16 protein-coding genes and 3 pseudogenes are annotated in these 21,159 nt (G+C 69.3%); 9 read left to right on the top strand and 10 right to left on the bottom strand.

What is annotated here, in order from left to right; genetic code table 11:
* Positions 1-3 precede the first annotated feature (3 nt).
* From AC07CM_RS22125 to sbnA, 4 genes are read right to left on the bottom strand one after another with little or no spacing between them, the layout of a single operon-like run.
* Entirely contained in the window at positions 4-741 is a 738-nt protein-coding gene (locus tag AC07CM_RS22125; protein WP_478878136.1) for a thioesterase II family protein, read from the bottom strand.
* Positions 738-947, bottom strand: a complete 210-nt coding sequence (locus AC07CM_RS22120) for an MbtH family protein (protein WP_478878135.1) — start codon at positions 945-947, stop codon at positions 738-740. Before AC07CM_RS22120 ends, AC07CM_RS22125 begins: the two co-directional genes overlap by 4 nt.
* A gap of 3 nt (positions 948-950) precedes the next feature.
* On the bottom strand, positions 951-1,946 hold the full coding sequence (sbnB, locus tag AC07CM_RS22115) for a 2,3-diaminopropionate biosynthesis protein SbnB (RefSeq protein ID WP_478878310.1): 996 nt from the start codon (positions 1,944-1,946) through the stop codon (positions 951-953).
* 38 nt (positions 1,947-1,984) lie between these two features.
* The gene (sbnA, locus tag AC07CM_RS22110) at positions 1,985-3,001 is read right to left on the bottom strand and encodes a 2,3-diaminopropionate biosynthesis protein SbnA (protein ID WP_478878134.1); all 1,017 of its coding nucleotides are present in this window, start codon (positions 2,999-3,001) and stop codon (positions 1,985-1,987) included.
* A gap of 199 nt (positions 3,002-3,200) precedes the next feature.
* Between sbnA and AC07CM_RS22105 the strand changes: the two genes are divergently transcribed.
* Entirely contained in the window at positions 3,201-3,479 is a 279-nt protein-coding gene (locus tag AC07CM_RS22105) for a hypothetical protein (protein ID WP_478878133.1), read from the top strand.
* 355 nt (positions 3,480-3,834) lie between these two features.
* A pseudogene (locus AC07CM_RS22100) lies at positions 3,835-3,978 on the top strand (pirin family protein); the annotation flags it as partial.
* A 62-nt stretch (positions 3,979-4,040) separates the two neighbouring features.
* Here the strand turns inward: AC07CM_RS22100 and AC07CM_RS22095 are convergent.
* Together AC07CM_RS22095 and AC07CM_RS22090 are read right to left on the bottom strand one after the other, a co-directional pair.
* On the bottom strand, positions 4,041-4,370 hold the full coding sequence (locus AC07CM_RS22095; RefSeq protein WP_478878132.1) for a hypothetical protein: 330 nt from the start codon (positions 4,368-4,370) through the stop codon (positions 4,041-4,043).
* Between the two features lie 682 nt (positions 4,371-5,052).
* Entirely contained in the window at positions 5,053-6,498 is a 1,446-nt protein-coding gene (locus AC07CM_RS22090; RefSeq protein WP_478878131.1) for a gamma-aminobutyraldehyde dehydrogenase, read from the bottom strand.
* Between the two features lie 687 nt (positions 6,499-7,185).
* Between AC07CM_RS22090 and AC07CM_RS22085 the strand changes: the two genes are divergently transcribed.
* The 4 genes from AC07CM_RS22085 to AC07CM_RS22070 are packed head-to-tail and all read left to right on the top strand — an operon-like array spanning position 7,186 to position 11,100.
* Positions 7,186-8,271: an extracellular solute-binding protein gene (locus AC07CM_RS22085; RefSeq protein ID WP_478878130.1), complete on the top strand. Its 1,086-nt coding sequence runs from the start codon at positions 7,186-7,188 to the stop codon at positions 8,269-8,271.
* Positions 8,271-9,158 (top strand): ABC transporter permease, encoded by an 888-nt coding sequence (locus tag AC07CM_RS22080; protein WP_478878129.1) that lies wholly within the window; start codon positions 8,271-8,273, stop codon positions 9,156-9,158. Before AC07CM_RS22085 ends, AC07CM_RS22080 begins: the two co-directional genes overlap by 1 nt.
* Before the next feature lie 10 nt (positions 9,159-9,168).
* The gene (locus AC07CM_RS22075; protein WP_478878128.1) at positions 9,169-9,975 is read left to right on the top strand and encodes an ABC transporter permease; all 807 of its coding nucleotides are present in this window, start codon (positions 9,169-9,171) and stop codon (positions 9,973-9,975) included.
* Between the two features lie 3 nt (positions 9,976-9,978).
* Positions 9,979-11,100: an ABC transporter ATP-binding protein gene (locus tag AC07CM_RS22070; RefSeq protein WP_478878127.1), complete on the top strand. Its 1,122-nt coding sequence runs from the start codon at positions 9,979-9,981 to the stop codon at positions 11,098-11,100.
* Here the strand turns inward: AC07CM_RS22070 and AC07CM_RS22065 are convergent.
* The 3 genes from AC07CM_RS22065 to AC07CM_RS22055 all read right to left on the bottom strand — a co-directional run bounded on the left by AC07CM_RS22065 (position 11,067) and on the right by AC07CM_RS22055 (position 17,546).
* Positions 11,067-11,300, bottom strand: a complete 234-nt coding sequence (locus AC07CM_RS22065) for a hypothetical protein (protein ID WP_478878126.1) — start codon at positions 11,298-11,300, stop codon at positions 11,067-11,069. The two genes, AC07CM_RS22070 and AC07CM_RS22065, sit on opposite strands and share 34 nt — an antisense overlap.
* Positions 11,301-11,310: 10 nt before the next feature.
* Positions 11,311-14,925 carry a sodium/proline symporter PutP gene (gene putP, locus AC07CM_RS22060; RefSeq protein ID WP_478878125.1) on the bottom strand — a complete coding sequence of 1,205 codons (3,615 nt, stop codon included), beginning with the start codon at positions 14,923-14,925 and terminating at the stop codon, positions 11,311-11,313.
* A gap of 131 nt (positions 14,926-15,056) precedes the next feature.
* Positions 15,057-17,546, bottom strand: a complete 2,490-nt coding sequence (locus AC07CM_RS22055) for a PP2C family protein-serine/threonine phosphatase (protein WP_478878124.1) — start codon at positions 17,544-17,546, stop codon at positions 15,057-15,059.
* A gap of 350 nt (positions 17,547-17,896) precedes the next feature.
* Between AC07CM_RS22055 and AC07CM_RS22050 the strand changes: the two genes are divergently transcribed.
* On the top strand, positions 17,897-19,978 hold the full coding sequence (locus tag AC07CM_RS22050) for a SpoIIE family protein phosphatase (protein ID WP_478878309.1): 2,082 nt from the start codon (positions 17,897-17,899) through the stop codon (positions 19,976-19,978).
* Positions 19,979-20,035: 57 nt separating this feature from the next.
* Here AC07CM_RS22050 and AC07CM_RS22045 read toward each other — a convergent pair.
* Positions 20,036-20,140 (bottom strand): annotated as a pseudogene (locus tag AC07CM_RS22045) (transcriptional regulator); the annotation flags it as partial.
* Positions 20,141-20,411: 271 nt separating this feature from the next.
* Between AC07CM_RS22045 and AC07CM_RS22040 the strand changes: the two are divergent.
* Both AC07CM_RS22040 and AC07CM_RS22035 read left to right on the top strand, forming a co-directional pair.
* Positions 20,412-20,669: a peptidoglycan-binding domain-containing protein gene (locus AC07CM_RS22040; protein WP_478878123.1), complete on the top strand. Its 258-nt coding sequence runs from the start codon at positions 20,412-20,414 to the stop codon at positions 20,667-20,669.
* Positions 20,670-20,773: 104 nt separating this feature from the next.
* Positions 20,774-20,962, top strand: a pseudogene (locus tag AC07CM_RS22035) (respiratory nitrate reductase subunit gamma); the annotation flags it as partial.
* Positions 20,963-21,159: the final 197 nt, after the last annotated feature.

Genomic DNA, 21,159 nt, shown 5'->3' with positions numbered 1-21,159 from the left:
TTCTCAGCCCCGTGCGGGGAAGGCGCGTGTGATCGTCTCTGCCAGCTGTCGTTCCGCGCCGCGCACATACAGGTGGGGGGCACCCGGGAACAGGTGCAGTTCGAAGTCAGCCGAGGTGTGCTCGCGCCAGCCGTCGAGCTCCGCCTCGTCGACGCTGTTGTCGTCCGAGCCGGCCAGAACGGTCAGCGGGCAGGGCAGGGGTGCCCCGGCCCGGTGCGTGTACGTCTCGCACAGCGTCAGGTCCGCGCGCAGCATGGGCAGCAGCAGCTCCTGCAACTCGGCGTCCAGGTCGTCGAACTCGGCTGTGGCGAGCAGCTCGTCGTCCGGCAGCGTGTGCCGCGGGTCGCGGTCCGGCAGGCCGGGGGCGCGCATGCCCGACAGGAACAGGCGGTCAGGCAGGCGCGTGCCGACCTGGCGCAGCTCCCGGGCCGTCTCGAAGGCGATCAGGGAGCCCATGCTGTGCCCGAAGAAGGCGTACGGCAGGTCCATGTGTTCCGCGATGAGCGGCGCCAGCGCTGCCACGGCCTCGTCCATGGATGTCAGGGCCGGATCGGTGAAACGGTTCTCCCGGCCGGGCAACTGGACCGTACAGACTTCCACGGTGTCCGGCAGGTACGCCGCCAGCCGGTAGGAGGAGGCGCCGGCTCCGGCGTGCGGGAAGACGAACAGGCGTCGCCGCGCGGTGAGTTCACGGCTGCCGAGCCCGCGCAGCCAGGACGCTGCGAGGCCAGGGGCCGTCATCGGGACGCTCGTGCGGAGCGCGGGGTCAGATCGGTCCAGACCTGCTCGATGTGGTCCAGGCACTCCTGGCGGGTGCCCTGCGCACCGGTGGCGGTCCAGCCGGCGGGCAGGGCACGGTCGGCGAACCAGACCGAGTACTGGTCCTCGTGGTTCACCACGACGACGTACCGGTCCCCGGCGGGGCCCGGTGCGGGTGAGGCGCTCATGCGTCAGACCCCCACCCCGGTGAAGAAGTCGCTCTCGTGGTGGCCTCTGCCCGCGGCGACGACCCGGTCGTGCACCCACTTGCCGACGGCGAGGTCGAGTACGCCGAGTCCGAACGGCGAGAAGATCGCCGGGCGGCCCTGGTCCCGGCGCAGCCGCCCGCGCAGCAGGTCGCCGAGGGTGCCATCGACGAAGTCCAGGTTGCCGGTGCGCTGTTCGGTCAGGTGCAGCGAGGTGCGCTCGCGTACGGCGTGGTCGACGTCGTCGGTGACGTTCTGGGCAGCGAGGATCATTTCGGGGGCCAGGTCGCGCAGGGACAGGTGCAGGACCACCGGGTTGTGGGCCAGCAGCCGGGGGTCGTGCAGGTGTGGCTCGCCGGCCACGGTGGCCAGCAACACCAGGTCGCAGTCGGTGAACGCGTCCTCCACCGTGTCGGCGACCACGATCTCGGCCCCGGTGTGCTCGGCCATGACGGCACCGAAGCGGCTCGCCGCCGCCTGGTCGAGGTCGAAGAGCCGGAAGGCGTCGATCTCCCAGTCGAGATCACGCAGGAACCGCCATACGTGCTGGGCGATCAGACCCGTGCCCACGATGCCGACTCTGCGGGCACGACGCGCGCCGAGCAGCGTCTGCGCGCCGAGCACCGCCGAGCCCGCCGTCCGCGTCGCCGAGACGATCGAGGACTCCATGCAGGCGAACGGGTAGCCGGTGACACAGTCGTTGAGGATCAGCGTGGCCGAGGCGCGCGGGATTCCGTACTTCGTGTTGTCCGGAAAGCTGGCGATCCACTTGTTGCCGGCGACCTCGAACTCGCCTCCCAGATAGGCCGGCAGGGAGATGATGCGCGACCGGTTCTGGTGCGGGAAGCGCAGGAACGAGCTGTGCGGGTTCGAGCTCTGTCCGGCGTCATGCGCGAGGTAGGCGGAACGGACGACCTCGAGGAGCTCCGGACGGTGACCGTCCGTCTCGGCGGCGATGTCGCCCGCGCCGATGACGGTCATGGGCGGTGGAGCCAGGGTGGACACGGAGTGCTTCTCCTTCAGTTGACGGCCAGGGCTTCGACGCCGGATGCCTCTACCGCTTCCGAGCGCAACTGCTGGACCCACGCGGGGTTGTAGACGGTCTGGGCGTATGCCTGGCCGCGGTCGGCGGCGATGAAGGCGACCCGGGGACGGCGTGCGCCGGGACGGTGGCGAGCGAAGTGGTCCTGGACGGCGGCATAGCTGCTGCCGGTCGAACCGCCCGCGTACAGACCGTACTTGGCTACCAGGACGCCGCAGGCCTCGACGGCGCGCATCTCGGAGATGATCTCGACCTGGTCGATCAGCGCCTCACCGCACAGCGGAGGCACGATGCTGGAGCCGATGCCGGGGATACGCCGCTTCTTCGGCGGCCCTCCGAAGATCACCGAGCCTTCGGTGTCGACGGCGACGATCACGCAGCGCGGGTAGGTCTCCTTGATCCGGTGGGAGAGCCCGGCGATCGTGCCGCCCGTACCCACGCCGACGAAGAGGTAGTCGAGCGGGCCCGCCTGCGCGATCAGTTCACCCGCGGTGAAGCGGTAGTGCGCGTCACGGGCATCCGGATTGGCGTACTGGTTGGGCCAGTACGCCGAGTCGAGGTCGACCAGCAGTTCCTGTACCCGGGACAGCCGCGACTTCAGGTAGCTGCCCGCCGTGTCACGGATGGAGACCTTCTCCACCCGCTCGCACAGTAAACGGAGTTGGGCCTCGGTGGCCTCGTTGCAGTTCGGATCGATCACCGGAACGAACGACAGGCCGAGCATACGGCAGTAGAAAGCAAGAGCCAGCGCAAAATTGCCGGACGACGATTCGACCACCGTGGTGTCGTGCGTTATCTCCCCTCGGCCGATCGCTCGTTCCAGAATCCACAGTGCCGAACGGTCCTTGGTACTTCCGGCGGGATTGCAGAATTCCAGCTTGGCGACGATGTCGCACTGCTCGTCCGCCAAGGGAACCAATGGGGTTCCCATGAGTCCCCTGCGAATTTGTTTTGTCCGTTCGATCAGAAATTGATCAGCACGCCTGTGGAGCATGGGCCGAGTGTGACATGGGGCCGGACGAGGCGGCTCAACCGCGACTCAAGTGCCGTCGGCTCCGCAACCACATGAGTGGTTGCGGAACTCTGGTGCGACAGTGCGTTCTGCGTGACGCTGAGGAGACAAAACCAGGGGCAGCGAAGCGAGTTCGGGGGAGCAAGCTGTGCGGAAGCCGAACGGATCGATGCTTGGATGGGTGGCGCTGAGCCCTGTGCTGGGGCTGGCGGTCGGCACCCTGCTGATCTGGGGTGCGACGTGGTACGAGCATGTCGCGTACGAGCACAGCGATATCTGGGTCGCGTGGACGCTGCCGTGCGCGAGCGCCGTCATCGGCCTGGCGGCCTGGGCGGCCACCGACACGGAGTACAGCTCCGTGGGATGGGCGCTGGCCCTGGTGTTCACCGTGCACACCATCACGGGAGCGCGGACCACCGCCGCCCGCGCCTGGCACGAGCACCGGCTTCCCGCACCCTGACCTCACTCGTACGCGGGCGCGGGGAACAAGCTCACCACCGGAGTGCGGACAATGCGTCACGGCGAGAGCACGGTCGTCGGCCGGCCGACGTGCCGGTCACCGTCCGAGCAGCCGCCGGATCACATCGTCCAGCTCACGGCTCCAACTGCTTCCCGGCCGCCGAACAGTACCGGATCTTGTAGGGGTGATGTCACCTCGACCAACCTGGGCTGCGGATGCTCGCACTCCTTGAAGAAAAAGCCCATCCCTCGAACCAACGAATCCCGTGCCACGGCCGACCGACTCCTCGCGACTGATGCTGACCTTTTGCTGACCAGGAGCAGTCGCGCAGGCCACTGGTGTGGTGGAACTTCGCCGCACGCAGGGGAAGATCGAGCAGGCTCGCGAGGAGTGGCGGAGCGGGACGAGATTCGGGGAGGTGAAGGGGTGCGACGGGGCTCCGCTGCCTGCGCCCGAGCTGCCGCCCGTACCGCTGAAGCCGCGGGGTCGAACACGCTGAACCGGAACTTTCCAGCCAACAAGCACGCACGCTCGAACGAGGAGAAGCCTTCGCCCGCGATGTCAGGTGAACCGAGCGTTGCTGATGTCGATGGAGACCATCGTCTGGTCCAGGATCGGGCGGTCGTCCGCAGCGCTTCGGTAGGCCCGGCGTTCGGTGGGCAGGCGGATCCCGTCTGCTTCCACCATGTCGTGGACGTATTGCGCCGCGGCGAAACCACCTGCGATGTCGACGTGATAGTCATGCCGGCGCAGGAGGTGGTCGGGGCCGAAGTAGAAGTCCTGCTGGGTGCTGTGGCTGGCGATGCCGGACGGGAAGGTCGCGCGCAGGCCGCGCCAGAGTTCGTCTCCTTCCCGCCATGGTTCGATTTCGGTGAGGGTGAAGCCCGGCATGGCCAGCAGGAAGGGCGTCGTGAGATACGTCCACAGCGCGTATCCGTTGAAGTAGGCCGGTCCAGCGGGTCCCAGGGGGTACTGAGCTCGTGGCCCGTGAACGACTTCCTCGGTTGGGTCCGTTCGGCCACGACACGGCCGTCGATTCTCTCGATGCTGATTCGGTCGGCCGTGAAGTCGGTCTTCTGGTCGGGGCGCCGAACGGCATCACGGAGGCGTGCTGCTCGTGCAGCCAGACGTTCATCTCCCGGGGAGTGGAGTCCTGCGGCATCCCCTTGATGACGAACATGTCGCCACCGCTGACGATGGTGGCGCGGACCCGGGTGAGTGCGTTCCAGCGGTCGAGGCCACCATGCGCATCGAGGACCTCTGCGAGCAACGTTTTCATGTCGATCTCCTGCCCGGTCGGGCCAGGCGGCGGTGGCCGGAGGACCATCCGATGGGGCGGCTCGGCTTCGACGGCGCAGCCGCGGCCGGGCAATCCGGTGTCCCTCGGCAGCCGGGCGGCTCTCTCATCGTTTCACCGGTTCGTCGGCGTCGCGCACCCCGGGCGCCGGCCCTCGGGACGTTGTGAGCCCGGACGGAACCGGTGTGGACGGCGAGTATCCGCTGGTCAACCCCGTCCTCGGCTATGGCGCCGAGCCGCGCCGTGTCCATCGGTCCGCACCGCGCACGGCAGGCATCACAGCGCTGTCATGACGTGCTTGATGCGGGTGTAGTCCTCGAAGCCGTATGCCGAAAGGTCCTTGCCGTAGCCGGACTTCTTGTAGCCGCCGTGAGGCATTTCGGCGACGAGGAGCATGTGGGTGTTGATCCATACGCAGCCGAAGTCGAGGCGCTTCGACATGCGCATGGCGCGGGCGTGGTCCTTCGTCCAGACCGAGGAGGCAAGAGCGTAGTCGACGTCGTTGGCCCACTCCACGGCCTGATCCTCGTCGGTGAAGGACTGGACGGTGATGACCGGGCCGAAGACCTCGTTCTGGATGATCTCGTCGTCCTGCTTGAGGCCGGAGACGACTGTGGGGGCGTAGAAATAGCCTCTGTCTCCGACGCGGTGACCGCCTGCCTCGACCTTGGCGTGCGAGGGGAGCCGGTCGACGAAGCCGCTCACCTGGGCGAGTTGGTTGACGTTGTTCAGCGGGCCGAAGAGCACGCCCTCCTCGTCGATGCCCCCGGTCCTGACCTCGGCGGCGGCCTTGGCCAGTACGGCGACGAACTCGTCGTGGACGGACTCGTGGACCAGCACACGGGTTGCGGCCGTACAGTCCTGTCCGGCGTTGAAGAAGCCCGCGGTCGTGATGCCCTCGACGGCCTGCACGATGTCCGCGTCGTCGAAGACGACCACGGGTGCCTTGCCGCCGAGCTCCAGGTGGACGCGTTTGACGTCCTTCGCGGCGCTCTGGGCGACCTGCATGCCGGCACGTACGGACCCGGTGATGGCGGCCAGGGCCGGAACCGGGTGCTCGACCATGAGCCGCCCGGTGTCCCGGTCGCCGCACACGACATTGAGCACGCCCGCGGGCAGATCCAGCTCCCCGAGTGCGCCACCGACGATCTCGGCGAGCAGCACCGTGGACGCGGGGGTGGTGTCCGACGGCTTGAGAACCACGGTGTTGCCCGCGGCGATCGCCGGTGCGAACTTCCACACCGCCGTCATCATCGGGTAGTTCCAGGGCGCGACCTGCGCGCACACACCGATCGGCTCACGCCGGATGATGGAGGTCAGGCCCTCCGTGTACTCCCCCGCTGCCTTTCCCTCCAGCAGACGCGCCGCGCCCGCGAAGAAGCGCAGCTGGTCGACCATGGGAACGATCTCTTCGGTCCTGGTCAGGGTGCGGGGCTTGCCGGTGTCGCGGCACTCCGCCTCGACCAGTTCCTCAGCGCGTGCCTCGACGGCGTCCGCGATCTTCAGGAGCAGCTTCTGCCGGGTGCTGGGGGTGGAGTCGCGCCACGCGGGAAAGGCTGCCGCCGCGGCTGCCATCGCCGCATCCACGTCTGCCGCCCCCGAAAGCGGTGAACTCGCGTACACCTCACCGGTGCTGGGGTCGACCACCTGCAGCGTACGGCCGTCCTTCGCGTCGACGAATCGACCGTCGATGTAGTTGCGCAGCGTACGGATTTCGCTCACGACGTTCTGTGCTCCTCGTGGCTCGGGAATCGTGGGGAGTGCGGAGTGGTGAGTGCGGGATGGTGCGTGGGGATGCGGAGATCTGCCGTCGGCGGATCCGGGGTCAGGCCGGCTGGACGGTGGCGACGGCGCAGCGCCGCAGGGGGTGGGGGCGGCAGTGCGGCGTTCCGGTCGCTCGGGGCAGGGGGCCCGGCCCGCACGACGCGGAATTGACGATGACGCTATCCCGCCGCCCGACCGGCCAAGAAGTGGTGGATTCATCCATAGTCCAGCCGCCTCAATGGATGGTCTGCACACTCCTGCGCTCATTGACGCGCAGAGGGCATGTCCCTACTGTTGCGCCACGCGGTCGCCGGGCCGGTGCAGACCGCGTGTACCGGATCGTTTCCTTGTCCGCCGATCGCCTGATCGTGATGGCGGATGCCAACGAGTTCCGGAAGTCATGGCCGTTGGCGACGGCTGTCGGTTGCCCAGGTCGTCATCCCCGCCTGTCCGCTCATGACACAGATCGCAGTGCATTGGATCCCTCGGATCCGCTCTTCTCCCCTCTTTCCCCTCCCTCTCCGGGGCTGATCCTGCCGCGCCCCGTTGTCGATCGCGTCGCACACCTGTCACGGGTGTCTCCGACTCGGAGCCGTCGTGTCCAAGAAAGGCATGGTCACCATGAATGAGCAGGCACACAGAAGCATGAGCCGCCGGTCGATCCTGCGGGCAGCCGGAGCTTCCGCGCTGGCGGCACCCCTCGCGGGGACTCTGCTCACCGCGTGCAGCACCAAGTCGGTCCCGTCGGCCAAGCCGAACAGCACGGTGACCGTCACCTCGTACGGCGGCTCCTACAACGACCAGCTGACGAAGACGCTACTCAAGCCGTTCGAAAAGAAGACGGGGGTGCGCCCGTCGCTGCTGGCCAACACGAGCCTCGCCGGACTCAAGGCCCAGGTGCAGTCGGGTGACGTCCAGTGGGATCTGGTGGAGTTGACCGCGCCGGAGTACCTCCAGGCCGTCGACGAAGGTCTGTTGGAGAAGCTGGACTACGGCGTCATCAGCGACAAGGGGCTGCCGTCCTACGCGAAGGCCGACCACGGCATCAAGTATCTGAGTTTCCTCTTCGTGATGGCCTGGGACCAGAAGCACATTCCCGATGCCCAGGCGCCCCAGAACTGGGAGCAGTTCCTGGACCAAGGCCGCTACCGGGGCAAGCGTTCCGTCTACTCGCAGTTGTCCGACAGCTCGATCCTGGAGGCGGCACGGCTCGCCGCCGGCGTCCCCTTCGACAAGATCTACCCGCTGGACGTCGATGCCGCGCTGAAGTACCTGGCCCAGCACCCCGGGCGCGACAGGCTGATCTACCACACGGCCAACCAGGAGCCGATCCAGCAGCTGACCTCGGGTGAGGTCGCACTCTCGACCAGCTTCAACAACCGGATCAGCGCCGCCCGCAAGGACGGCGCGAGGCTCAACTTCACCGCCAGGAACAGCGTCGTCGCGGGCGACTACTTCGTGGTGCCCAAGGGGGCCAGGAACAAGGAGGCGGCCTTCCGGCTCCTGGACTTCATGAGCAACGACGCCGCGGCCGGCGCCGACTTCATCCAGACCACGAACCTCACCCTGGCCAACACCCCGGCTCTGGCCAAGCTGCCTTCCTCGGTGGCCGACTCCCTGCCCACCAGCCCCAAGCTGGCGGACTCCATCCTGGTCCGCGACGACGCCTGGTGGGCCAAGAACCTCAAGGCGACCGAGCAGCGCTTCAAGCTGTGGCAGGCGGGCAGCTGATGACGCCCACCGTCACGTCTGCCGCGGCGCCCGCATCCGCTCCCACCGGTGCCGATGTGCCGCGCCGGCGCCGGCGCCCGCGCGGCACATGGTTGCTGCTGCTGGCGCCCGCCCTCGCCTTCGACGCCGTACTCTTCCTGACGCCCCTCGGCGAACTCGTCGCGGCGAGCACCCACGACAACGCCTACCAGCGCGTGCTCAAGGACCCGCTGGTGTCGCGGTCGCTGCTCAACACCTTCGAGATCAGCGCGCTGTCGACGCTCGCCACGGTGGTGCTGGGCTACCTGCTGGCCGTGGTGATCTGGCGGCGCGGCCCGCTGGCGCGGGTCGTCCTCTTCGCGCTGGTGCTGCTGCCCTTCTGGACGGGCGTCCTGGTGAAGAACTTCGCCTGGGCGGTCCTGCTGCAGGACAACGGCCTGGTGAACACCGCGCTGCAGGGGCTCGGTCTCACCGAGGCCCCGCTGGCCCTGCTCCACAACCGGTTCGCCGTCGTGCTCGGCATGGTGCACTACCTGCTGCCGTACGCCGTCTTCCCGATCTTCGCGGCCCTGGCCGCGATCGACGACCGGCTCGAACTGGCGGCCAGGTCGCTGGGGGCGGGCGAGGCGTCCGTCTTCCGGCGGATCATCCTGCCCCTGACGGTGCCGGGGGTCTCCGCCGCGGGTCTGCTGGTGTTCATCATCAGCACGGGGTTCTTCATCACGCCCGTCGTGCTCGGCGGCCCCGGCGACATGATGATCGCCAACCAGATCGATTTCTACGCACGGCAGTTGACCGACTTCGCCGGTGCGTCCGCGCTCGCGCTGCTGCTGACCGTCGTCGTCAGCGTGCTCGTCGCCGTATACCAGCGGATTCTTCGTGCAGGAGGCGAATATGAGGCCGGCTAGACCTCGACATGTGCCCTCGCTGATCGCCTCCGTGCCGGTCTTCGTCTTCCTGGTGGTGCCGACGCTGATCGTGCTGCCGGTCGCGTTCACCGGAAGCCGCTACATCACCTTCCCACCCAGGCAGTTGTCGACGGCGGCGGTCACCGGATTCTTCAGCGACCAGGCGTGGATGACGGCCCTGTCCGCGAGCCTCCAAGCGGCTGCGATCGCCGTGGCGATCGCGGTGCTGGTCGGGGGGACGGCCGCCGTGGCGCTGCACGGGCGTGAGTTTCCCGGGAAGGCGGCGGTGACGGGCCTGCTGCTCGCGCCGATGATCGTGCCCGCGGTGGTGATGGCTCTGGCGTTCTACCAGTTCTTCATCTCCCTCGGCATGGTGGGGACGGTCCTGCCGATCGGCCTCGCCCATGCCGTGATCGCCGTGCCGTACGCCTTCCTCACCGTGCGGGCCGGCCTCGCCGGGCTCAACCCGGCCCTCGTACGCTCGGCGAGCAGCCTGGGCGCGGGAGCCTTCTCCGTCATGCGGTTCGTCTATCTCCCGGTCATCCGGCCAGGACTCGTCGCGGGTGCCCTGTTCGCCTTCTCCGTGTCCATCGACGAGACGGTCATCGCGCTGTTCCTGCAGTCCCCGGACGCGACGACGCTGCCGGTGAAGATGTTCACCGACATCCAGTACAACCTGACCCCGAAGATCGCCGTGTCCTCGGCGATGCTCGTCACCGTCGCCACGCTCGGTCTGCTCGTACAGGCCTGCTTCACGATCCGCCGCCGCTCCGTCGCGCGGCTGCTGCCCCTGACCGCTCCCGAACAGACAGGGTGAACCATGACGACCACGAGCACAGTCCAGGCATCCCCCGCGGCTCCCCACGAGGAGCGGCGTGGCGCCATCGAGCTGCGGAGTGTACGCAAGATGTACGGGAACGTCGCCGCCGTCGACGATCTCGATCTGTCGGTCGAACCGGGCGAGTTCGTCACGCTGCTCGGGCCGAGCGGCTCGGGCAAGACCACGACCATGATGATGGTCGCGGGATTCGAGGAACTCACCTCCGGCACCGTGCTGATCGACGGCAAACCGGTGGACCGGCTGCCCCCCAAGGACCGCAACCTGGGCATCGTCTTCCAGAGTTACGCCCTGTTCCCGCACATGAGCGCCGTCGAGAACGTCGAGTTCCCGCTGCGCATGCGCGGGATCCAGCGAGGTGAGCGGCGCCGGCGCGCGGAGGAGGCACTCGCCCGCGTCGGTCTGGCCGGATTCGGCGACCGTCGTCCGCGTCAGATGTCCGGCGGGCAGCAGCAGCGCGTCGCACTCGCCCGCGCACTGGTGTTCAACCCTGCGGCCCTGCTCCTGGACGAACCGATGGCCGCCCTGGACAAGCGCCTGCGTGAGCAGATGCAGGACGAGGTCAAGACACTGCAACAGTCGCTCGGCATCTCCGTCCTGTTCGTCACCCATGACCAGGACGAGGCCATGTCGATGTCCGACCGGATCGTGGTCATGCGCGACGGCAGGATCGTGCAGGAGGGCGCCCCCGAGGACGTCTACGCCCATCCGCGCACCGACTGGGTGGCCAACTTCCTCGGCGACACCAACCTGCTGCCGTGCACGGTGCTCGAACGCAAGGACGGCGAGGCCGTCGTCGACCTCGGCGCATGGGGAGTCGGCCGGGTACGGGATCGGGGGGCCACGGGCGACGCGTACGCGGTCTCCATCCGCCCCGAGCATCTGCGGTTCGTCGACGCCGACCGCACCGAGAACCGCGGCTCCGGCCGGGTACTGTCCTCCACCGGCCTCGGTGCCACGGTCCGCCACCGACTGCGCATCGGCGGCCAGGACGTGGTCGTGCGGGAACTCGGCACGGGCTCGCGCGCACCCGGCGACCCCGACACCGAGGTGACGGTCGGCTGGTCCCCTCAGGAGGCGCAGCTGCTCGTCCTGGAGCCCTGAGGCTCGGGACGCCCGGGATGTACCGGGGCCGCGCCCGGTCGTCCTCGCGTGCGGCGCAGGTCCTTCGCCCCGGGTCGGCGGCAGACGTCGAGAGCGAAGTGGAGGTCGAAGGCGTTGGCGTCGAGGTCGTAGGGGGCGACGGGCCGCGGGACGCGGTCGTGGACGGTGTTGCGGTGGACCATCGGCTGGTCCGGAGTCACGAGATCCGTGTCATTCGACGAGGGCTGATCCGCGCGTCGCGCTGGGCACCGCGTCAGCCGCAATGGCCTGCTCCGTCCAGATGATCTTGCCGGTCGCCGTGTAGCGGGTGCCCCATCGACGGGCGAGCTGGGCGACGATGAACAGGCCCCGCCCTCCCTCGTCCGTGGTCCGGGCATGGCGCAGGCGTGGTGAGGTGCTGCTGGCGTCGGAGACCTCGCAGATCAGGGCGCGGTCCCGGATCAGACGCAGGCAGACCGGTCCGGCCGCATGGCGGATGGCGTTGGTGACCAGTTCGCTGACGATGAGTTCCGTGGTGAACGTCAGATCGGGGACGCCCCACTGCGTCAGCTGCTGGGCGGCGAGAGTGCGGGCGTGCGCGACGGCGGCCGGATCGCTGGGCAGGTCCCAGGAGGCTACACGGTCCGCGGCCAGGACCCGGGTGCGGGCGAGGAGCAGGGCCGCGTCGTCGGGCGGGGGACCGGTCAGGAGGCTGTCGATCACTCTGCGGCCGGTCTCGTCCAGTGTCGGCCGGGGCGCCGCGAGGGCATCGCCCAGCCGGGAGAGCCCGATGTCGATGTCCCGGTCGACGGACTCGATGAGGCCGTCGGTGTAGAGGGCGATGAGGCTGCCTTCGGCCAGTTCGACCTCGACGGCCTGGAAGGGGAGGTAGCCGAGGCCGAGTGGCGGTCCGGCGGGTATGTCCAGGACGTCGGCGCCGCCGCCGGGTCCGACGATCACCGGGGGAAGGTGGCCGGCCCGGGCCATGGTGCACCGCCTGCTGACCGGGTCGTAGACGGCGTACAGGCAGGTGGCGCCCAGGAACGCGGTGCCCGTCGCCTCGTCCTCGGCCGCCGCCGGAACTTCCGTGTCGTGCGCCCCCATGAGGCCGATGACCAGGTCGTCCAGATGGGCCAGCAGTTCGTCCGGGGAGAGGTCGAGGTTGGCGAGCGTGCGTACGGCGACGCGCAGACGCCCCATGGTCGCTGCCGCGTTGATGCCGTGCCCGGCCACATCTCCGACGACCAGTGCGACGCGTGCTCCGGAGAGCGGGATCACGTCGAACCAGTCGCCGCCCACGCCGCTCGGGGCATCCGCCGGGAGGTACCAGGAGGCCGCCTCCAGAGCGGATCCTCCGGTCAGGTCCTGCGGCAGCAGGTAGCGCTGCATGGATCGCGCCGCGGTCCGCTCGCGGGTGAATCTGCGTGCGTTGTCGATGCACACCGCCGCGCGTGAGACGAGTTCCTCGGCCAGAAGGGCGTCCTCCGCTTCGAAGGGTCCCAGCCGCCGGGAGCGGGCGAATGTCGCCACGCCCAGGGTGACGCCGCGCGCACGCACCGGAACCACCATGAGCGAGCGGAAGTCGTAGTCGCGGATGGAGGTACCGAGCGACTCGTCCTCGGTCACCCACGGGCTGTGGGTGTGGTCCACGATCCGTTCGACGAGGGTGCTGCTTTCCAGGAGGCAGCGGGTCACGGGCGACGAGGGGGCACGCCGGACCGACTCCCCCACGGCCAGCGTCGACTCGGGGCAGCCCTCGCGGACCGACTGCTGCCCCGCGCGTCGGATGACGGGCGCCATGCCGACCGGCCCGGGTGCCGGTTCCTCACCCCGCATGACGGAGTCCAGCAGATCGACGGCGACGAAATCGGCGACGGCCGGCACCGCGTCGTCGGCCAGTTCCTGCGCGGTCTGTCTCACGTCCAGGGTGCTGCCGATGCGGGCGGCGGCGTCGTTGAGCAGGGCCAGGCGTTCCTGCGCCCGCCATCGCTCCGTGACGTCGATGATCATGTACCAGACGCCCACGTTCCGGTCGTGGCGGTCCTTCATCGCGAAGAAGGAGGCGGAGATCGCGCGGCTTCGGTCGTGCACCGTGTAGCCGGCGCCGCGGTACTCGTAGTCCATCACCGGAGCGCCGGTCCGCAGGACTTCGTGCATCTGCTCCTCGAAGGCGTCGGCCTCGGCTTGCGGCAGGACCTCCGCCATTCGCCGCCCCAGCCGTCGTTTGAGGGGGATCTGGCGGTCCAGTGGCTCGTTCACCCAGACGTACCGCAGATCCGTGTCGAGGACGGCGATACCGACCGGTGCGTGGCTGAGGAAGGGAGTGAGCATCAGCTGGCTCACCCCGCCGCCCGGCATCCGCCAGAAGGCCCGTTTCGGGGGCCGGCCGACGAATCTGCCGAAGACCAGTGCCGCGACCGTGGCGACCAGGACGCCCGGAATCATCTCGTAGATGCCCGACCAGAAGGGGCCGTGCAGCGGTTTGACCACACGCCACAGGAGCACCGTGGCCGCTCCGGACACGATCCCGGCCATGGCCCCTGCCCAGGTCATGCGGGGCCAGTAGAGCGAGAGCAGGACGACCGGGCCGAAGGCGGCGCCGAAGCCCGCCCAGGCGTAGCCCACGATACCCAGCAGCCCGCCGCCTCTGAGCGCGATCAGGGAGGCAACCAGCGTCACGACGACGACGGCGGCGCGCCCCACCCACACCAGTGCCCGGTCCGAGGCGCGGCGGTTGAGGAACGCGTGGTAGAAGTCCTCCGTGAGGGCGACGGACGACACGAGGAGCTGGCTGTCCGCGGTCGAGATGATCGCGGCGAGCACCGCGATCAGCATCACGCCGGCACCCCACGGGCTGAAGAGTGTCCGGCTCAGCGTGATGTACACCGTCTGCGGATCGTGGAGCGGAGTGCCGGCCTGGGCGACGCCCAGCAGACCGACGAACGTGGCGCCGGCGAGCACGACGACGACCCACCCGGTTTCGATACGACGGGCCGCCGGTACGGCACCGGTGCTGCGGATGCCCATGAAGCGGGCCAGGATGTGTGGCTGGCCGAAGTAGCCGAGGCCCCAGGAGAGAAGCGAGATGATCGCGACGGCGCCGAGCGATCCGCCGCCTGCCGACCACCGGCCGTCCGTGAAGTCGACCTTGGCACCCATGTCCAGCAGGCTGGGCGTCTTGCTGTTGAGTGAGTCACGCAGTGCGCCGACGCCGCCCAGCGCCCCGATACCGACGACGGGGAGCACGAGCAGGGCGAGGAACATCAGCGTGGCCTGCATGACGTGCGTCAGGCTCACGGCGAGGAATCCGCCCAGGCATGAGTAGACGACGATCACCAGTGCGGTCAGGGCCACGCCGAGCCTGAACCCCGCGCCGAAGATGTGCCCGAAGAGCAGTCCTCCGGCCACCAGCCCGCTGGCGACGTAGACGGTGAAGAACACAAGAGTCACCGCCGCCGAGACCATCCGGAGCATCCGGGTGCGGTCCTCGAACCGCTCCTCCAGGTAGGCCGACAGGCTCACGGCGTTCCCGGCGCGTTCGGTGTAGGTGCGCAGCCTCGGCGCGACGAACAGCCAGTTGAGGTAGGTTCCGACCACCAGACCGACCGCGATCCAGCTTGCCCCGATTCCGGCCGCGTACACCGCTCCCGGGAAGGCCAGGAACAGCCAGCCGGACATGTCGCTGGCGCCTGCGGACAGGGCGGCGACGAACGCGGGGAGCCTGCGGCCACCCAGGGCGAAGTCGGCGAAGGTGTGAGTGCGGCTGTAGGCCCAGATGCCTGTTCCGATCATGACGGCCACATACACGAGGAATGTGGCCACGATCGGCGCACTCAAGTCGGACATGTTGCCTCGCCTGCGACGCTCATGAGCACGGGCGCGGCCGCCGCACGCTGGACAGCCGTAGGACCTACTCAACAAATCTACAGATCTCGGCCGTCATCGGCCGCCAGAGCGGTTCGCGCCTGCCGTGGCGGTCAGCCGCGGGCGACCTCTCCCTCCGGCTCCGGCAGCCCGACGAGGAGCAGCGTCACGTCGTCGTCGTGCGCCGCCGTGTCCGGAATGAGGGTTCTGATCAGCCGGTCCGCAGCCTGGTCGAGCCTCTGCGGATCCAGCGGAGCACCCTTCAGTTCGACGTCGAGAGTGTGGGCGAGAACGTCGATCTGGGCCTCGATGTCGGTGCCGGGTCTCTCGACCAGTCCGTCGGTGTAGAGCGCGAGGGTGCTACCCGGCGGCAGTGGCTGGGTCGTCTGTCGGAAGGGCACCCCGGCGCCGCACGGATCATTGACGCCCAGGGGGACCCCGACCGGCGCCGGCAGCCGGCGGGCGGGCTGATCCGGGGGCAGGACGATGACGGGAAGGTGTCCCGCCGAGCACACGGTGACCTCGTGGGCACGGTGGTCCAGCACCAGGTAGACGCAGGTGACGAGCTGGTCCGCCAGGTCGGCGACGAAGGCGTCCAGCCCGGTCATGAGCCGACTCGGCGGCACGCCTGTGCGGGCCAGCGCGTGGGAGGCCGCGCGCATCTGGCCCATGACGGCCGCCGCCTCCAGCCCTCGGCCCATCACATCGCCGACGACGATCCCCGTACGGGCCCGGCCCAGCGGAACGATGTCGAACCAGTCGCCGCCCACTCCGGGGTCCTGGACGGATGCCAGGTACCGGTGAGCGCTGGGAAGGTAGGGAAGTCGGGCCGGCTCGCCCATGAGGCTGTGCTGCAGCGTATAGGCGATGCGCCGGTGCTCCTCGTAGCGTTCGGCGCGTTCGGCCTCGGCCTGTCTGCGTTCGGTGATGTCCCGTACGGTCAGGAACACCCGCGTCTCCTCCTCGGCCCGGAGGCTGCTGAGGCTCACCTCGACGGGGAACTCACCGCCGTCGCTGTCCCGCCCGTACAGGCCCTGGTCCAGGAGGATCGGCTTCGGGTCGGCCTGCCGCAGGTAGGCACGGAGGAGCGCGCTGTACCTGCGACGCCGTGAGGCGTGCACCAGTTCGACGGCCGGGGTGCCCACGAGGTCGGCCGGCGCACGTCCGAACAGTTTCTGCACCTGCGCATTGGCCATGACGACGACGCCTTGACCGTCCGTGATCAGCAGGGCGTCGGGGGCCGATTCCAGCAGCGCGAGGAAGCGCCTGTTGGCCCGTCGCACTTCGCGCTGTGCCTCGACTCGGTCGGTGATGTCGGTGATCACACCGCATACGGCGTAGGGAGTGCCGGAAGCGGTCCGGAGCGGGAACAGACTGGTGAGGAAGTCCCGCGGGCCCCCGGGAAGGGTGATCAGTTCCTCCCGCTGCATGGGAGCGCCCTCGGCCAGCATGGCCAGGTCGGCGGCCCTCGCCTGACGCGCGATGGCGGGCGGCATGACATCCCTGTCCCTGCGGCCCAGTACCCGTTCGCGAGACAGGCCCAGGCTCTCCTCGAAGGTCGTGTTGACCGCCAGGAAGCGCCCGTCCAGGTCCTTGATGAAGACCACCGCGGGCGTGTGGTCCATGAAGGCCTGCAGCAGTTCGTTCTGCCGCACCTGCCACTCCGCACGCGCGTGCGCCACCTCGATACGGCGGCCCACGACCAAGGTCGCGAAGATGACCGCGGTGAACACGGCCACGTGCCCGCAGACCAGCAGTGCGGTGCCCAGACGCGTTCCGAACAGGCCCGCGTCCTCACCGGCCAGGACGAGCCCGCCCAGCAGCGGCGGTACCACCAGGACCGTTCCGAACAGCCGGCGCCCCAGCGCACCCGTGGTGCCCGCGTTCATCAGCAGCCCGGCAGGACCGCTGTCCGGCCGCGCGAGGAAGCCGGCGACGCCCAGCAGCACCAGGGCAACGCCGGTGTACAGGGCCATCCCCTTGTAGGCGCCGAACCGCTCGAGTTCCGGCACGGAGTATGCGAACCCGTACAACCGCAGCATCCCCAGCGTGAGGACGGCCAGGCCGGGGATCTGACTGGTCCAGGCGGGGAGCCGACGGGTGCTCGCGCACAGGGCTGACACGCCCGCGACGATCAGTGCCGCGGCCGTATTGGGCGCCATCCGTCCGGGCACCTGCGACGCCGGCCCCACGGTGTCGTCCTTGAAGAGCAGTTGGTCGATGCCCAGGCCCACCCCGGTCACGTACTCCATGACGGTGAGCCCACCGATCACCACGGCCAGCGCACCGGCCGCGCGCGCCACGACGGTCGCCCACCGGGTGACCGGGCCGCAAGCCACCAGAAACAGTGAGACACCCAGTGCCAGCAGAGCCAGGGCCGTGTTCGCGCTCATGGCCGCGTCGTCACCGGGCACACGCCTCAGGACGTCGACGGCGAAGACCCAGCCGGACAGACCCGCCGCGCCCAGAACGGCGGCCGCCACGGCGGCGCCCTGAGCGACAGCGCGGGCAGCGTCCAGGACGGACTGCTGGTACGGCAGGTCCGCGGCCTGCTCCGCTCCATATGCGCCAGGCAGCTCGGGCGTCTGCTGCTCGTTCGTCATGGAACACTCACGTGCGGGATGAATGACTGTGGGGACCGTGGGGATGAACGACTGAATCCCACCAACACCTTAAGTACTTTGACGGCCGTGTGCCCTCGTCCGCCTGCCCCTGTCATGTGACCCCTGGTGGTGCGCAACCGCGGTCGCACGGTCTTCGCCCTGTGCGAAGGCAAGCTGCTTGGGTCTGCCGTACGGCGGATCTCCGACGCGGTCGGCAAGCGGGCCTCGCGGCGGCGTCACGTGCTCGCCGGGCGATCTGCGCGGGTGGGCAAAGAGCGGTACACAGGAGGCAGGACTGTGGGGTGAGGTCTCCGTCACTGGACTGTGGAGGACTGATCGTGTCCACGCCTATGGAGCCGACGCCTCAGCGCGCGGGGAACGCGATGGTGGAGGAGGCGTTCACACAGTGCCACGTGCCGGTGGCGATCTGCGACGCCGAGCTGCGGATCCTGCGGGCGAGCAGTGGCATGGCGCGTGTGGCCGGCCTGACCGAAGAGCAGATGCGCGGTCAGCGATTGACGCAGTTCATGCCCGGCTCCGCCTACGAGGAGGTGGAAGGGGGGATGCGCCGGGTGTTCAAGACGGGCGGAGCCGAGCACCTGGAGGTGTACGCCGACGCTCGGGCCGAGCCTGGTGAGCGGATCTTGGCAGTGACTCTGTCCCCGCTGAGGAATGCGGGGGGCCAGGTGCATCGTGTGCAGTTCACCGCGGTGGACACCACCGCGGAGTACGGGGCACGGGAGCGCCTCGCCCTGCTGAACGAGGTCAGTGCCCGGGTGGGCAGCACGCTGGACGTGACGCAGACCGCTCAGGAGATGGCCGATGTGGTGACAGGCCGGCTGGCCGACTTCGTCACCGTCGACCTGTTGGACTCGCTCTTCCGCGGCGTGGAACCCAGGCCGTCGGCCGAGGGCGTGGCCCTGCTCCGTGCCGCACACCAGTCGATCCTTCCTGGTGTCCCCGAGTCGGTGATCAGGGTCGGCGAAGTGGACTATTACCCACGGTCCTCGCCGCCCGCCCGCGTTCTGGCCACCGGCCGGTCCTCTCTCCACGGCTCCTTGGACCCGGCCATCGCGCGGTGGGCGACGGGCGACCCCCAGCGGGCCCGGGTCGTCCACGCCCACGGGATCCACTCCGTCATGGTGGTGCCGCTGAGCGCCCGCGGCGTCACCCTGGGTGTGGCCGTGCTCGTCCGTCATCGGCGCCGGGCTTCCTTCACCGAGGACGATCTGCTCCTCGCCGAGGAGATCGCGGCACGTGCCGCCGTCGCCGTCGACAACGCTCGCCGCTACACCCGTGAGCGCACCACCGCAGTGGCCCTGCAACGGAGCCTGCTTCCGCACCAGTTGGCGGAGCAGGAGGCGGTGGAGGTGGCTTCCCGCTACCTTCCCGCCCGCTCCCTTGCCGGGGTGGGCGGCGACTGGTACGACGTGATTCCGCTGTCCGGGGCCCGGGTGGCGTTGGTCGTCGGTGATGTGGTGGGCCACGGCCTCCGCGCGTCCGCCACCATGGGGCGGCTGCGGACCGCGGTGCGCACGCTGGCCGACGTCGACCTGCCCCCCGACGAACTCCTTGTCCATCTGGACGACCTGGTCACCCACCTCGCGGCGGAGGAGGACACTGCCGTCGACGACGATCTGGAGATCGTCACCGATCTCATCGCCACGTGCGTGTACGTGGTCCATGACCCGATCTCGCGCCGCTGCACCGTCGCCAGCGCCGGTCATCCCCCGCCCGCGGTGGTCACTCCGGACGGCCACGTCGACTTCCTCGACGTGCCGCCGGGTCCACCGCTGGGCATGGGTGGGCTGCCTTTCGAGGCTGTTGAGCAGGAGTTGCCCGAAGGGAGTCTGCTCGTCCTGTACACCGACGGCCTGACCAAGGCCTGCGGCCGAGACACCGATGCGGGACTCCAGCGGCTACGACGGGCCTTGGCCCGGCCCGCCGACCAGCTGGAGGAGGTGTGCACAGCCGTCCTGGACACTCTGCTCTCAGGCCCGCCCACCGACGACGTCGCCTTGCTCATCGCCCGCACCCGCGCCCTGGACTCCGGTCACGTGGCCACCTGGGACCTGGACTGCGATCCTGCGGCCGTGGCCGGCACTCGTGCCGAGGCCGCCCGCCGGGTCGCGGCCTGGGGGCTGGAAGACATCGCCTTCACCGTCGAGCTGGTGGTCAGCGAGCTCGTCACCAACGCCATCCGCTACGGCGGCCCACCCATCCGGCTACGCCTGATCCGCGACACCGCGGTCATCTGCGAGGTGTCCGACAGCAGCAGTGCGGCCCCCCACCTGCGACGCGCCCGCACCTTCGACGAAGGCGGGCGCGGCCTGCTGCTCGTCGCCCAGCTCGCCCGGCGTTGGGGAACCCGCCACAAAGCCGCCGGCAAGACCATCTGGGCGGAGGTGGCCCTTCCCGAAGTGCCGGCCTGACAGCGCGGAAGCGGCGATCATGCGTGCACCCTTCGATGAGTGTTCGACCGGCATTCGTCAGGCCGGAGAAAGGAACAGCTCCTCCATCCGCGCGCGCAACGCCCCCGCGTCCTCACCGCTCTTCGGGCCGGACTCGATGTCGGCCACGCACTGCTGCAGGCCGTGGCTGCGCCTGCGCTGAACCCGAGAGCCCCGAGAACAGTGAGCGGGATCAAGACGCGCCGTGTCGCAACTCGCGGACGCTGCCCGATGTGCGGGATCATGGAGGAATCTCCGCCTCTGGACGGCGATCCTGCCGAACATCGGCCGGACCGGAAGGAGCCGCATGAGACAGAGACCATGGGTCCCTTTGAGCGTGGCGGTGTGCACAGCCGCGGCACTCGGCCTCGCTACGCCTCGTGTCGCCGAGGCAACTGACGCTCGCTGTTCCTATGTGACCTCGACGCAGCTGCCGACGCTCACGTTCGGCGACACCGGCGCGGCGGTCAAGCAGGCCCAGTGCCTGAGCAACGTGTGGGGAGGCCGGCCTCTCAAGCTGGCACTCGACGGCGTTTTCGGGTCCGCGATGTTGAAGAAGATCGAATGGATCCAGGGCTGCCACGGCCTGCCTGTCAGCGGTGTTGTCGAAGGGCGCACTTGGCGGGTGCTCTACCGTCCGGCCCTGGATTGTTACGACCCCTATCCTGCCTGAACGACCGCTGCTCAGCCCTCCCATGTCCAGTCGGCTGCCGGCGTACGGCACCGGCGCGGACCGCCAGGCCGGGGACGCGGTCGATGACGTCCTTGACGTAGTCGCGGCTGCACGCGCTCAGCGCCTGCCTGCTCCTCGCCGCCTGGCCGTTCACCCGCCTCGTCCACGTGTGGAGCGCCCCGATCGGCTATCTGACCCGCCCGTACGTGGTCTACCGGCGGCGCACGTCCACTCCCCCGCCGGTCGTACGCGGCGCCTCGGTCTCCGAGCCGCGCACTCGACGTGCGGCCTGAGCACGGCCCGCCCGGCCGGCTCGCCCCACCGCGTGTGGTCGTCCGCGGCGTGTTCGCGCACCCGCCGACGTCCGCACCCGAGGCCGCCCCCGAGATCTCGCCAGGACGGCGCCGGCTCCCGTGGCGGGCGGACGCCAGGTGGCGGTGCCACCTCTGCGCGCCCACCCGGCCGGGAGCAGGCCCGGACGACACGGGCC

This window comes from Streptomyces sp. NPDC044061, assembly GCF_056434305.1.
The sequence above is the reverse complement of the archived record's forward strand: the minus strand, read 5'-3'. Positions and strand labels throughout refer to the sequence as shown.